The following is a 13,536-nucleotide window of genomic DNA, read 5'->3' as shown; positions in this document are numbered from 1 at the left end:
GCGCGGGCGACGGGCCCCGCGGCCGACCGCCGGAGCACCCCGGCGCCGGCTGCCGGACGGGCCCGGGTCAGGCGAGGTGGCCGAGGCCGCGTCCCTCGAGGGAGTTGACGACGGCGCGGACCTCCTGGGCGCGCTCACGGGTGGTGACGAGCAGGGCGTCGCCGGTGTCGACGACGACCACCCCGGGCACGCCGAGCAACGCGACCGTGCGCCCGTCGGCGTGCACGAAGGCGCCCTCGGAGTCCTCGGCCACCACCCGGGCCCCCGGGGCGACGGCGACGCCGCGGTCGTCCGGCACGAGCACCGAGGCCAGGGAGTCGGCGTCGCCGACGTCGGTCCAGCCCAGGTCGGCGGGCACGACGGCGACCCTGCCGGCGGCGGCCAGCGGCTCGGCCAGGGCGTGGTCGATGACGATCCGGGTCAGCGTGGGCCAGACCTCGTCGAGGACGGCGGGGCGCTCGGGGGTGTCCCAGGAGCGGCCGATCGCGGCCAGTCCGCTGCCGAGCTCGGGGTGCAGGGTCGCCAGCGCGTCGAGCAGCGACCCGGCGCGGGCGACGAACATCCCGGCGTTCCACAGGTGGGCGCCGCCCTCGAGGTAGCCGGCCGCGGTGGCGGCGTCGGGCTTCTCCACGAAGCTCGCCACCCGGCGCGCGTCCGGTGCGTCGGGGGCGCCCAGCGGGTCGGCGGCCGCGATGTAGCCGAACCCGGTGGCGGCGTAGGTGGGGGTCAGCCCCACGGTGACCAGCGTGACGTCCTCGGCGCGCGTCGCGGCCACCGCCTGGGTGACGGCGTCGGCGAAGGCGGCCGGCTCGGTGACGAGGTGGTCGGCGGCGAAGGAGCCGACGACGACGTCGGGCCCGTGCCGCTCGGCCAGCACCGCGGCGGCCAGCCCGATGGCGGCCATCGAGTCGCGCGGGCTGGGCTCGGCGAGGACCTCCGTGCCGGCGGGCACCTGCTCGCGGACGGCCTCGGCGTGGGCGACGCCGGTGACCACCGTGACCGACCCGGACAGGGGCTCGAGCCGGTCGACGGTGGCCTGGAGGAGCGAGCGGCCCGAGCCGGTGACGTCGAGGAGGAACTTCGGTCGGTCGCGGCGCGAGAGGGGCCACAGCCGGGTGCCCGCTCCCCCGGCGGGGACGATCGCGTGCAGCGTCGGCTCCTCCCGGGTAGCCGGCGGGTCCTGCCCCGCCGCGCTCATCGGTCGTCCTGCGGGCCGTAGCGGCGCCAGGCGCGGCGGGTGTCGGCGTCGAGCTCGGCGCGGGCGCGCCCGGCCTTCTCCTCGAGGCGGCGCACGCGCCGCTCCCGCACCGAGCCGAGCAGGCCGCCGGGGTTGGAGCCCATCTCCTCGGCCACCTGCTCCTCGCGCTCGCGGGCGGCCACGGCGTCGGGGTGCAGGGAGGGGTCGACGTCGATGACGCCGGTGATCTGCTGGTGCGGCCAGTCCTTGGTCTCGGGGACCGACTCGGTGATGTAGTTCGGCCGCTCGGTGAAGTGGACCTCCTCCGGGGCGTCGGCGCGGATCGGCAGCGGCGGGTTGGCGATGAAGGCGCTGACGTAGAGCATGAGGCGGGCCAGCAGGTTGACCCACAGCAGCAGGGTGGCGATGGCGGCGAAACCGGCCAGCAGCGGGTTGTCGACCGCACCGACGGCGGTGGTGCCCAGCGCGCGCAGCACGCCCGAGCCCAGGGCCCCGATCGCGGCGCCGATCAGCAGGTCCTTGCGCGGGGCCCGGACCGAGGCTGTGAAGGAGATGAGCATGATGAAGACGAGCGCGTCGATGACGAAGGAGGCCGTGATCGTGCCGACGCGCAGGAGCGTCTGTCCCGTCGAGCCCTCGACGCCGATGGCCGAGAGCACCGACTCGCCGACGGTGTTGACCATGATCGAGGCGACGGCAGTGGACAGCACCGCCAGGGCCAGCACGAGGAACCCGGCGATGGGGCGCACCAGGCGGCCCACGACGAAGTTCTCCGGCGGGGCGTTGATGCCGAACATCGCCTGGATGCAGATGCGCAGGTTGTTCATCACCGAGCTGGCCGTCCACAGCAGCACACCGAAGGCGATGATCGAGGCCGGGTTGAGCGCGGTGGAGACCACGAGCTGGTCGGGCGAGACGAGCCCGCTGTTGGAGCCGTCGTCGATGATCCCGGGCAGGGCGTTGTTGACGGCGTCGATGACGGTGGCGCGCAGCTCGTCGTTGCCGCCCATGAGGCGGCTGAAGATCGTCCACCCGATGGCCAGCGCCGCGAAGATCGAGAACAGCGCGGAGTAGGAGATGCCGCCGGCGAGCATCGCACCGCGCGCGGTGCCGTAGCGCTGGTTGGCCCGCCACAGCCGGGTGGTCTGGATCTTCTCCCACACCGCCAGGGCACGGTCCTTGAAGGACGTGCCCCCCGCGGGCGCGGTGGTGGGCCCGGAGCTGGTGCCGGCGTCGTCCGTCGTCGTCGCGTCTGTCACATCGCCCAGGTTATCCAGGCCTCACCGGGCGCGCCCGGCGACGCGGCCCTCAGGGGCGACGGACCTTCACGGATAGGTGATGATGAGCGGCGCGTGGTCCGACCAGCGCGTGTCGTAGCTGGGGGCCCGGTCCACGACCGCCTCGGCGGCCCGGTCGGCCAGCCCCTGGGTGACGAGCTGGTAGTCGATCCGCCAGCCCGCGTCGTTGTCGAAGGCCTTCCCGCGCTGCGACCACCAGGTGTAGGGGCCCTGCACCTCGCCGGCGAGGTGGCGGTGGACGTCGACCAGGCCCAGGTCCCCCAGCCAGCCCTCGACGTAGGCGATCTCCTCGTCGAGCACGCCGGAGGTCTTGTTGTGGTTGCTCTTCCAGTTCTTGATGTCGCGCTCGGTGTGCACGATGTTGAGGTCGCCGGCCACGAGGACCTCACGCTCCCCGGCGGCGTGCTGCTCGGTCAGCTCCGAGAGGCGCGCCGTCACGCGGCGCAGGTGGGCGTACTTGTTGTCCATCTTCTCCTGGTCGGTGACCGTGCCCGAGTGCACGTACACCGAGACCAGGGTCAGCGGCACGTCGAGCCCGGGTGCGGTGACGTCGGCCTCGACCCACCGCCCCGTGTCCACCGGCGCCTCCTTCTCCGTGCCCAGACCCACGCGGACGGCGGTGACGTCGAGGGTGGTGGCGATGGCGACGCCCGCGCGGCCCTTGAGGTCGCTGGCCTGCTGGACGACCGTCCAGCGCTCCCCCAGCAGGTCGGCGAGGATCTTCTCGTCCGCGCGCACCTCCTGCAGCAGCAGGACGTCGGGAGCGGTGGCCTCGAGCCACTCCCCCATGCCCTTGCGGTAGGCGGCCCGGACTCCGTTGACGTTGACGGTCGCGATCTTCACGTCGCCATCGTGCCAGGAACCGCCGACGGCCGGGCCACCCTCGCGGGTGGCCCGGCCGTCCGTGGACGTGCGTGGCTGCTCGGCCGCGGGACCGGTCAGTTGGTCGCAGGCCCGGTGCCGACGGTGCGCTCCGCGGCCTCGACGGCGTTGCGGAACAGCAGGGCGATCGTCGTCGGCCCCACACCGCCGATCCGCGGGGTGATCGCGCCCGCGACCTCGGCGCAGGACTCGTCGACGTCGGGCAGGAGCTTGCGCCCCTCGTAGCGCACGCCGCCGCCGACCACCGTCACGCCCGGCGAGAGGTGCTCGGGCCGCAGGATGCCGGGCACGCCGGCCGCCGCGACGACGATCTCGGCGCGGCGCGTGTAGCGGTCCCAGTCGGGCACACCGGTGTGGACCACGGTCACCGCGGCGTTCGCGGTGGGCCGCTTCTGGGAGAGCAGCATGCCCAGCGGACGACCGAGCGTCGTGCCCCGCCCGAGGATGACGACCTCGCGGCCCGCGACCGGGATCTCGTGGTGGGCCAGCAGCGCCTCGATGCCGGCCGGCGTGCAGGGCACGGGGCCGGGCATCCCCAGGGCCAGGCGGCCCATGTTCACCGGGTGCAGGCCGTCGACGTCCTTGTCCGGGTCGAGGGCGAGCAGGGCGGCATCGAAGTCGATCTGCGGCGGGGTGGGGTGCTGCAGCAGGACGCCGTGCACGTCGTCGGCGTCGTTCATCTCCCGCACCGCGGCCAGGACGTCGGCCTGGCTCGCGCCGTCGCCCAGGTGGATGTGCGGGGAGGTGAAGCCGAGCTCGGCGGCCTTGGCCTGCTTCATCCGGATGTACCCGGCCGAGGCGGAGTCCGAGCCGACGAGGATCGTGCCCAGGCCGGGCGTCCGCCCGGCCGCGGTCAGCGCCGCGACCCGGGGGGCGACGTCGGCCAGGACGGCCTCGGCGACCGGGCCGCCGGGCAGGAGCCGGGCGGTCACTGGGACAGGCCCGGGTAGAGCGGGAAGTCCGCCGTCAGCGCGTCGACGCGGGCGTGCAGGGACTCGACGTCGGCGCCCTGGCCGTCGCGCAGGGCCACGGCGATGATGTCGGCGACCTCGCGGAACTCGGCCTCGCCGAAGCCGCGGGTGGCCAGCGCCGGGGTGCCGATGCGCAGGCCCGACGTGACCCGCGGCGGGCGGGGGTCGAAGGGCACGGCGTTGCGGTTGACCGTGATGCCGGCGGCGTGCAGGAGGTCCTCGGCCTGCTGGCCGTCGAGGGCGTGGTCGCGCAGGTCGACGAGCACGAGGTGGACGTCGGTGCCGCCGGTGACCAGGCGCACCCCGGTGGCGGCGACGTCGTCGGCGAGGAGGCGCTCGGCGAGGATCTGCGCGCCCTGGACGGTGCGGCGCTGACGGTCCTTGAACTCCTCGCCGTGGGCGACCTTCAGCGCCACCGCCTTCGCGGCGATGACGTGCATGAGCGGGCCGCCCTGCTGCCCGGGGAAGACCGCGGAGTTGAGCTTCTTGCCCAGCGGCTCGGGGTCCTTCGCCAGGATCATGCCCGAGCGGGGGCCGCCGATGGTCTTGTGGATGGTCGTCGAGACGACGTCGGAGTGGGGCACCGGGTTGGGGTGCAGCCCGGCGGCGACGAGACCGGCGAAGTGCGCCATGTCGGTCCACAGGTAGGCGCCGACCTCGTCGGCGATCTCCCGGAAGGCGGCGAGGTCGAGCTGGCGGGGGTAGGCCGACCAGCCGGCGACGATGACCCGGGGGCGCTCGGCCAGGGCGGTGGCCCGCACCGCGTCCATCTCGATGCGGTGGGTCTGCTCGTCCACGCCGTAGGCGGAGACGTCGTAGAGCTTGCCGGAGAAGTTGATGCGCATGCCGTGCGTGAGGTGGCCGCCGTGGGCGAGGTCGAGGCCCAGCATCTTCTCGCCGGGGGTGAGCAGGGCGTGCAGGACGGCGGCGTTGGCCTGGGCACCGGAGTGCGGCTGGACGTTGGCCCAGCCGGCGCCGAACAGGGAGCGTGCCCGGTCGATGGCGAGGTTCTCGGCGATGTCGACCTGCTCGCAGCCGCCGTAGTACCGGCGGCCGGGGTAGCCCTCGGCGTACTTGTTCGTGAGCACCGACCCGGCGGCCTGGAGGACCGCGCGGGGCACGAAGTTCTCCGAGGCGATCATCTCGAGGGTCTCGCGCTGGCGGGTGAGCTCGCCCTCGAGGACCGCGGCGATCTCGGGGTCGACCTCGGACAGCGGGGCGGACAGCGGGTCGGTGGTGGGGGTGGGCTCGGCGGTCATCTCTCTCCTCGGTCAGGTCACGCCTCGGACGTGAGCTCTCACGACGTGGTGACCCCGACCCAGGCGAACGGCCGAAGACTTCTCCCGCGGAGGTCCCGCGGTGTGCCGCTCCCCGGTGGTTGGTCCACCCCTACGCCAGTCACGACACGCCTACCCTACCGGCGCGCGGGCACTCCCACGCCCGACGAGGGCGCGCTGGTGCGCGGGGCGCGTGCGCACTGCTGCGTGGGGCGGCTACTCCGCCGAGCCGGCGACGTCGGCGCTCGCGCCGACGGGCTCGCTCTCGCCGAGGATGCGGCGCAGGTAGGCGTAGGTGAGGTCCCCGGTGTGCTGGTCGAACTGGTGCTCGAAGCCGTTCTTCTGGTACATCGCCAGGTTCTGCACGGAGTCCTGACCGGTGGAGATCCACACCTCGTTGGTCTCCTCGGGGAGGTACTCGAGGACCGACATGAGCAGCTCGGTGCCGATGCCCTGGTTCTGCAGGTCGGGGACGACGGCGAGCCGGCTGAGGGTGGCCCGGCCCTCGGTGAGCTCGACGCGCACCGAGCCGACGAGGCGGTGGCCGGCCCAGGCACCGATGGTCACGACGTCGGCGCGGGCGAGGTCCGCGCGCAGCTCGGTGAGCGACTGCGTGAGCGCCGGCAGGTGGGGGTCCTGGTAGATCTGCGCCTCGGTGACGAAGGCTGCGCGGCGCACGGTCAGCAGCTCGCCGGCGCGCTCGTCGTCGACCACGTCGATTGTCACGTCCATGGCCCCAGTGTTCCATCCCACGGGCCCGAGCGAGGTCGGCGCGCACGGGCTGGTCACTCCTTCCCGGCGGGCCGGTCACGCCGTGCCTGTGGCCGGGGCCCCTGCCCGGGCGGGCCGGTAGCTCGGGTGGGCGTCACCACGTGGGCGGTCGGTCCGAGGGGGACGTTCGACGACTAGGGTGCCGCCGGTGAACCCCAGCGTCGTCGACCCGCAGCATCTCGTCCTCGCCCTGTCCTGCCCGGACCGGCCCGGCATCGTGCACGCCGTCTCCGGCGTGCTGTCCGAGCACGGCGGCAACATCACCGAGTCGCAGCAGTACGGGGACCCCGAGACCGGGCTGTTCTTCATGCGCGTGCAGGTGCGCACCGACCACGACGTCGACGACCTGCGCAACGCCGTCGCGGGGGTCGCCGAGCGCTTCGAGATGACCTACACGCTCGACGTCGTCGGCCGCCCGCTGCGCACCGTGGTGCTCGTGTCCAAGGAGGCGCACTGCCTGACCGACCTGCTCTTCCGGCAGCGCTCGGACCGCCTGCAGGTCGACGTCGTGGCGGTGGTCTCCAACCACCCCGACCTCGAGCCGCTCGCGACCTTCTACGGGGTGCCGTTCCTGCACGTCCCGGTGACGAAGGAGACCAAGCCCGAGGCGGAGGCCCGGCTGCTCGACCTCGTCGAGGAGCTCGACGTCGAGCTGGTGGTCCTGGCCCGGTACATGCAGATCCTCTCCGACGACCTGTGCCGCAAGCTCGAAGGGCGGGCCATCAACATCCACCACTCGTTCCTGCCGAGCTTCAAGGGGGCGCGGCCCTACGCGCAGGCGCACGAGCGGGGCGTCAAGCTCATCGGGGCGAGCGCGCACTACGTGACCGCGGACCTGGACGAGGGGCCGATCATCGAGCAGGACGTCGAGCGGGTCACGCACGCCGACGAGGTTGCCGAGATGGTGGCGCGGGGTCAGGACGTCGAGCGGCGGGTGCTCGCCCGCGCGGTGCGCTGGCACGCCGAGCACCGGGTGCTCATCAACGGGCACCGCACCGTCGTCCTTCCCTGACCCTTCTCCCCCGACGGCGGCGGCTGGCCTTCGCCTCTTCCTTGCGTCGCCCCTGCGACGTCTCTTCGCTGTCCCTTCGCCGAGGTCGTGGGACGCCGGCCTCCCGGTGACAGCAAGGGGCGAGCCCCCGCACCGTGTGGTGCGGGGGCTCGCCCTGTCGTGCTGTGTCGACCGTCCGGGTCAGCGGCGCACACCGAGGGTGTCGGTGCCGTTGCCGTCCCAGTCGCCGACGAAGACCTCGTCGCCGGCGCGGCCGTAGCCCAGCTCGATGTCGGCGTTGCCGCCGGTCAGCGTGTTGGACAGGAAGAAGACGTGACCACGACGCACACCGAAGGTGTCCATCTCGTCGCCGTCCCAGTCACCGACCAGGACGTCGTCCGTGGCCCGGCCGTAGCCGAACTCCACGTCGGCGTTGCCGCCGGTCAGCGCGTTGTTGACGAAGTACCGGTTGCCACGGCGGACGGCGAAGGTGTCGTTCCCGTCGCCGTCGTAGTCGCCGACGAGGACCTCGTCACCGGAGCGGCCGTACCGCAGCTCGATCTCGGCGTTGCCACCGGTCAGCGAGTTGGTGAGGAAGTAGGCGTTGCCGCGACGCACCGCGAAGGTGTCGACGCCGTCGCCGTCCCAGTCACCCACGAGCACGGTGTCGCCGGCGCGGCCGAAGCCGAGCTCCACGTCCGCGTACCCGCCGTACAGGTCGTTGGTGAGGAAGTACCGGTTCCCACGACGCACGGCCAGGGTGTCCGCGCCGTCGCCGTCCCAGTCACCCACGAGGACCTCGTCGCCGGGGCGACCGAAGGAGAACTCGTGGTCGGCCCAGATGCCCCAACCGTTGTTGAGGTAGAACCCACGACCCGGCGTCGGCGGCGCCGGGGTCGGCTCCGGCTCGGGCTCCGTGGCGTCGAAGGTGTGCGACCACTCGGTGGTCGCGCCCTCGGCGAGCTCGTAGCCCTCGATCGCGCGAGCGGTGACCGTCACCGTGCCCTCGCCCGGGTAGGTGCCCGCCTCGACGACCTCGTCGCCGAGCAGGTACTCCACGCCCTCGACCTCGGGCACCGTGTAGGTGTCGTCGGCCGTGCCGTCCTCGTCCGTGAACGTGACGTCGGCAGGCTCGACCACGACCGGCTCCGGCACCGTGGTGACGGCGAGGTTGCCGGCATAGCGGTGCGGGGTACCGGCGGTGAGCTCGACGGTCAGCGACGCCGACTCGTCGAACGCGTAGCCCTCCGGCACGGACACGATCGTGATCGTGTACTCACCCAGACCCAGGCCGGTGAACTCCGCGTAGCCCTCACGCTCGTCCGTGTCGGCCTCGGAGCCGTCGGTCAGCTCGACGACCTCACCGTCGGCACCCTCGAGCGCGTAGGTGACACCGGCGACCGGGTCCTCGTTCTCGTCCAGGGTGTAGACCGTCGTCGAGGCGGCACCCGCCATGACGACCTCACCCAGGTCCTGCTCCTCACCGGTTACCGAGACGGTGAACGGCTCCGGAGCCGCATAGGCCGACGACCCGTGCGACAGGTTCGTCACCGTGTACTCCCCGGCCGGCAGACCAGAGAACGTGATCGTCCCGAACGCCGAGTCCGTGTCCTCCAGGCTGCCCTCAGGAGCGTTCCGACCGTTGTCACCAACGGTGAACACGTTCCCCTCAGCATCCTCGAACTGCCACGCCGTCGAACCCACCGAGTCACCCAGGTTGTTGACAACCGTGAGCGTCGCCGGACCCGGGATCTCGGCCAGGACGAAGCCGCCCGCGAACCGGGCCGGCGCACCGGCGTCGATCGTCGTCGTCAGGGCCTCGGCCCCGTCGACGTCGTACCCCGCCGCCTCGACGATCGTCACCGTGTAGGTGCCGAGCTCGAGACCGCCCGCACGGACCGTGCCGACCGCCGGGGACAGGTCCGCCTCGGACCCGTCGACGACGTCGACACTCGTGCCGTCCTCGTGCGTGAACCGGATCGTCGTGCCCGCGATCGGCTCATCCGCCTCGTCGGTCACCCAAGCGGCGATCCGACCGTTGCCCGGCATGACGATCTGCTCGAGCGACTGCTCCTCACCGGTCACCGTCACGGTGAACGGCTCCGGAGCCGCGTACGCGGACGAACCCGGCCGCTCGTTGGTCACCGTGTACTCACCGGCCGGAAGACCGTTGACCACCACGGTGCCGAACGCGTCGTCCTCGTCGCTCAGCGTCGTGACGCCCTCAGCACCCGAGGAACGGTTGTTGTCCGCGACGTAGAACGACGAACCGTCCTCCGCCGTGAACAGCCACGCCGTCGAACCGACCGTGTCGCCCAGGTTGTTGACGACCGAGAAGGTCACCGGACCGGGGACCGAGGTCACCTCGAAACCACCGGCGAACCGGTGCGGCCGACCAGCGTCGAGCGTGACGCTCAGCTCCTGCGACTCGTCGAACGCATAGCCCTCCGGCGCCGAGACGATCGTGACCGTGTAGGTCCCCAGGTCGAGACCGGCAAACCGGACGTAACCGTCGGAGTCGTGGTCATCACCCTCGCCACCGTCGGTGACCTCGACAGCCTCACCGTCAGCACCGACCAGGCGGTAGGTCATGCCGGCAACGCGGTCCTCGTTCTCGTCCAGGGTGTAGACCGTCGTCGAGGCGGCACCCGCCATGACGACCTCACCGAGGACCTGCTCCTCACCGGTCACCTCGACGGTGAACGGCTCCGGAGCCGCATAGGCCGACGACCCGTGCGACAGGTTCGTCACCGTGTACTCACCAGCCGGCAGACCCGAGAACGTGATCGTCCCGAACGCCGAGTCCGTGTCCTCCAGGCTGCCCTCAGGAGCGTTCCGACCGTTGTCACCAACGGTGAACACGTTCCCCTCAGCATCCTCGAACTGCCACGCCGTCGAACCCACCGTGTCACCCAGGTTGTTGACCACCGACAGCGTCGCCGGACCCGGCACCTCCGGGGTGGCGGGCAGGACGAACGCGTTGTAGTCGACGTGGCTGAAGTTGCTCACGGTGAGGCGGCGGTCGCGGGTGTCCTCGGGGACCTCGTAGCCCTCGGGGACCTCGACGACCTCGTAGGTGACGTTGCCCAGCGGCAGTCCACCGGCGCGGACCGCGCCCGGGAAGGTGTTCTCGTCGAGCTCGGAGTTGTCGACAATGTCGATCGGCTCGCCACCCTCGGGGGTGAAGCGGACCGTCGCGCCCGGGACGTACTCCCCGGCCTCGTCACGCACGCTCACCGTGATGAGCCCGTTGGCGTCGAGGACGATGTCCTCCAGGGCCTGCTCCTCACCGGTCACCGAGACGGTGAACGGCTCGGGGGCCTGCCACACGCGCGGGATGCGCACGTTCTCGACCGTGTACTCCCCCGCCGGCAGGCCGGTGAAGGAGAAGGAACCGTCGGCCGGGTCCGTGTCGGACAGGTTGGCCGTGTCCTGGTTGTACTGGTCGTTGTCGCTGACGACGAACGCGTTGCCGTCGGCGTCGGTCAGGCTCCACGTGGTGCCCCGGGCGGCGGACCCGTCCGAGCCCTCCACGGAGAAGGTCACCGGACCCGGCTCGGCCGGGGGCGCGGTCTCGGCCGGGATGTCGAGGCCGACGATGCCCGGGTTGTGGTCGGAGGACCGGAACGGCGAGACCTCGTGGAAGTTGGTCACGTTGTAGTTGAACCGGCTGTACTCCAGGGCCAGCGGCTCGTTGGCGTTGATCTCCCACACGGTCGAGCCGGTGAACAGCTCGGCCGCGGCCTCGTTGGCGATGATGTGGTCGAGCGACCCCTCCATGCCGTCGAAGTTGTAGGTGTACGCGCCCGAACGCTCGGCCTCGGTGAGGTTGGTGTAGCCGGCGCCGTAGAAGACCTGCATGGGGTCCTCTGCCGAGTACGAGTTGAAGTCACCGGCGTGGAGGACGGGCGTCTCGGCGCCCCAGTTCTCCTCGGTGAACTCCACCAGGGCCTCCGCCTGCGCGACGCGGTCGGGGTTGGCGTTGCCCTGCCCCGTGCCGTCGTCGGTGCCGGAGCCCTTGGACTTGAAGTGGTTGACGGTGACGACGAAGGTCGACTCCGACGCCTCGCCCGCCTCGTCGAGCACGGCGAACTCCTGCGCGAGGGGCTCGCGCGCGTTCCCGAACGCGGAGCTGCCGATGAGGATCTGCGACTCCCCGACCGTCACGACGACGTCGGGCCGGTAGATGAAGGCGTTGCGGATGACGTCCTCGTCGGAGAGAGCGGGGACGGTCTCCGGGGACTCGACATAGGCCCAGGTGCCCTCGCCGGCGTCGGCGTTGAGGGCCTCGACCAGGTCGGCCAGGGCCGTGTCGCGGTCACCGCTGAAGTGGCCGGAGTTCTCGATCTCCTCGAGCGCGACGACGTCGGCCTCGAGGGTGTTGATCGCCTCGACGATCTTCTCCTCCTGGCGGGCGAGGTTCTCGGCGTCGTAGGCGCCACGGACGTCGCAGTTCCGCGCCGTGGTGGGGTTGTTCTCACGGTCGCCGTAGAACGAGCAGCCCTCCTCGTCACCCAGGGTGGTGAAGTAGTTGAGGACGTTGAACGAGGCGACCTGGACGTTGCCGCCGACCTCGGCGGGCGCGGCGTGCTCGGCGCGGTCGTCCTCGAAGCTGGCCCACTCGGTGTAGTTCTCACCGGTGGCGCGGGTCGTGGGGTCGAGGGCCCAGACGCTGCCCCCGTTCGAGACCATCTGCCGGTAGGTGAGGACGACCGGACCGTCGATCGAGGCCGCGGCACCCGTGCGCAGCGGCGCCTCGGGGGTGACGTACGGCAGCGGGATCTCGTGGTCGTCGAAGCCGAAGTTGATGAGGTTGTGGCTCGAGCCGTCGTTGAGGACGACGCCGCGGGCGGCGTTCTCGGCGACGACGGCGTCGTGGGCGGCCGCCTCGGTGACCGGGTTGGCCACCTCGGTCGGGGTCACCAGGGCGGAGTCGCCGGCGGCCAGGCCCACGGTGCCGTACTGGAGCGTCCAGTAGGTGTTGGAGACGGTGAACTCGTCGGTCGGTTCGATGAGCATCGACTCGTAGAGCTCACGCTCCGCGTCCGTCTCGGGCCAGGCGATCGAGGCCGGCTCGACGGCGGTGAACTCCTCCTCGAGCGTGGTGACGCTCGGGCTCGTCAGCTGCGTGAGGCCGTAGTACTCGCCGGCGGTGCCGGTGACCTCGACGAAGTCACCGATCTCGACGCCGAGGTCGCCGTTGCCGACATAGACGGCGATGCCGGAGGACGCGGTGTGCTCGCTCAGGTCGCCGCCGGTGCCCTCGGTCTGGATGACGAAGCTGTTGTAGCCACCGGTCGGGTACGCCGCGGTCACGACGCCTCGGGTGGTGACGGTCTGGCCGTCGAGCGGGGTGGCGTCACCGGTGCCCTGGATCTCCTCGATGGTGACGAGCTCGCCGGGCTCCGGCTCGGGGTCCGGGTCCGGGTCCGGGTCGGTGCCGCCGTCAATCTCCGGCGTGGGGGCCGCCATCGTCAGGTCGGCGGCGTTGTCGTCGGTGTCGACGTGGTCCGTGCGCTGCCAGGAGAGCGGGTTGGAGTTACCACCCGTGTTGGCGGCGGCGCCGGTGCCCTCGTAGGTGTTGGAGCTGCCGGTGCCGATGAGGTCGACGATGACGTCGGAGGTGGACACGGAGCCGGTCGGGAGGGTGACCGCGCTGGTGCCGTTGACCAGGGCGATCGTGCCGTTCGACCCGCCCGGGTTGACGGCGCCACCGACGTGCTGGTCGGACAGGCCGGAGATGTCCTCTCCGTTGCCCCCATCGTTTCCATTCATGGTCACGACGAAGTAGTCGCCCGGCTCGATCGTGCCCGTCAGCGGCGCGGTGCTGCTCGAACCGCCCGTGCCGGTCGCCGACCGGTACTGGAGCGACATCCCCGACAGGTCGATGGCCTCGTCGGTGGGGTTGTAGAGCTCGACGAACTTCTGCTGGTACGGCTGGTTGGCCGACCCGCCGCGGGCGTAGTACTCGTTGATGATGACGTCGGAGCCGTCGGGCGCGGCGACGGCCGGCGCGGCGGCGATGGGCACGGCGACGGTGGTGAGGGCCAACGCCGCGACTGCGCCCAGGCCCACCCCCCGTCTTCCGAAGTGTGGGCGGACAGTCACGTCGTGATGCTCCTTGACCGAGGGGGATCTGCGGGGAGGC

8 protein-coding genes and 1 riboswitch are annotated in these 13,536 nt (G+C 71.7%); of the genes, 1 reads left to right on the top strand and 7 read right to left on the bottom strand.

Annotation, left to right across the window (positions count from 1 at the left end; translation table 11 throughout):
• Positions 1 to 67 precede the first annotated feature (67 nt).
• From AC3D3D_RS12860 to AC3D3D_RS12835, 6 genes are all read right to left on the bottom strand, one after another.
• Positions 68 to 1,198, bottom strand: coding sequence for a mannose-1-phosphate guanylyltransferase (locus AC3D3D_RS12860; protein WP_463663290.1), 1,131 nt, complete (start codon positions 1,196 to 1,198; stop codon positions 68 to 70).
• On the bottom strand, positions 1,195 to 2,457 hold the full coding sequence (locus tag AC3D3D_RS12855; protein ID WP_463663289.1) for a YihY/virulence factor BrkB family protein: 1,263 nt from the start codon (positions 2,455 to 2,457) through the stop codon (positions 1,195 to 1,197). The genes AC3D3D_RS12860 and AC3D3D_RS12855 overlap by 4 nt, the downstream gene beginning before the upstream one ends.
• 66 nt (positions 2,458 to 2,523) lie before the next feature.
• Positions 2,524 to 3,339, bottom strand: a complete 816-nt coding sequence (locus AC3D3D_RS12850; protein ID WP_463663288.1) for an exodeoxyribonuclease III — start codon at positions 3,337 to 3,339, stop codon at positions 2,524 to 2,526.
• A gap of 95 nt (positions 3,340 to 3,434) precedes the next feature.
• A complete protein-coding gene (locus AC3D3D_RS12845) occupies positions 3,435 to 4,310 on the bottom strand; it encodes a bifunctional 5,10-methylenetetrahydrofolate dehydrogenase/5,10-methenyltetrahydrofolate cyclohydrolase (protein ID WP_463663287.1) in 876 nt (291 codons plus the stop codon).
• Entirely contained in the window at positions 4,307 to 5,608 is a 1,302-nt protein-coding gene (gene glyA, locus AC3D3D_RS12840; protein ID WP_463663286.1) for a serine hydroxymethyltransferase, read from the bottom strand. The genes AC3D3D_RS12845 and glyA overlap by 4 nt, the downstream gene beginning before the upstream one ends.
• Positions 5,609 to 5,658: 50 nt before the next feature.
• Positions 5,659 to 5,761: riboswitch (ZMP/ZTP riboswitch) on the bottom strand.
• An 81-nt stretch (positions 5,762 to 5,842) separates the two neighbouring features.
• Positions 5,843 to 6,358, bottom strand: a complete 516-nt coding sequence (locus tag AC3D3D_RS12835; RefSeq protein ID WP_463663285.1) for a GNAT family N-acetyltransferase — start codon at positions 6,356 to 6,358, stop codon at positions 5,843 to 5,845.
• A 187-nt stretch (positions 6,359 to 6,545) separates the two neighbouring features.
• Between AC3D3D_RS12835 and purU the strand changes: the two genes are divergently transcribed.
• Positions 6,546 to 7,409, top strand: a complete 864-nt coding sequence (gene purU / locus AC3D3D_RS12830) for a formyltetrahydrofolate deformylase (protein ID WP_463663284.1) — start codon at positions 6,546 to 6,548, stop codon at positions 7,407 to 7,409.
• A gap of 180 nt (positions 7,410 to 7,589) precedes the next feature.
• On the opposite strand, the gene AC3D3D_RS12825 is transcribed toward purU, so the two are convergent.
• Positions 7,590 to 13,496, bottom strand: a complete 5,907-nt coding sequence (locus tag AC3D3D_RS12825; RefSeq protein WP_488512102.1) for an ExeM/NucH family extracellular endonuclease — start codon at positions 13,494 to 13,496, stop codon at positions 7,590 to 7,592.
• Positions 13,497 to 13,536 lie beyond the last annotated feature (40 nt).

It is taken from the genome of Georgenia sp. X1117 (assembly GCF_057784635.1).
Note: the sequence above shows the minus strand (reverse complement) of the source record. Positions and strands in the feature narration are given on the sequence as shown.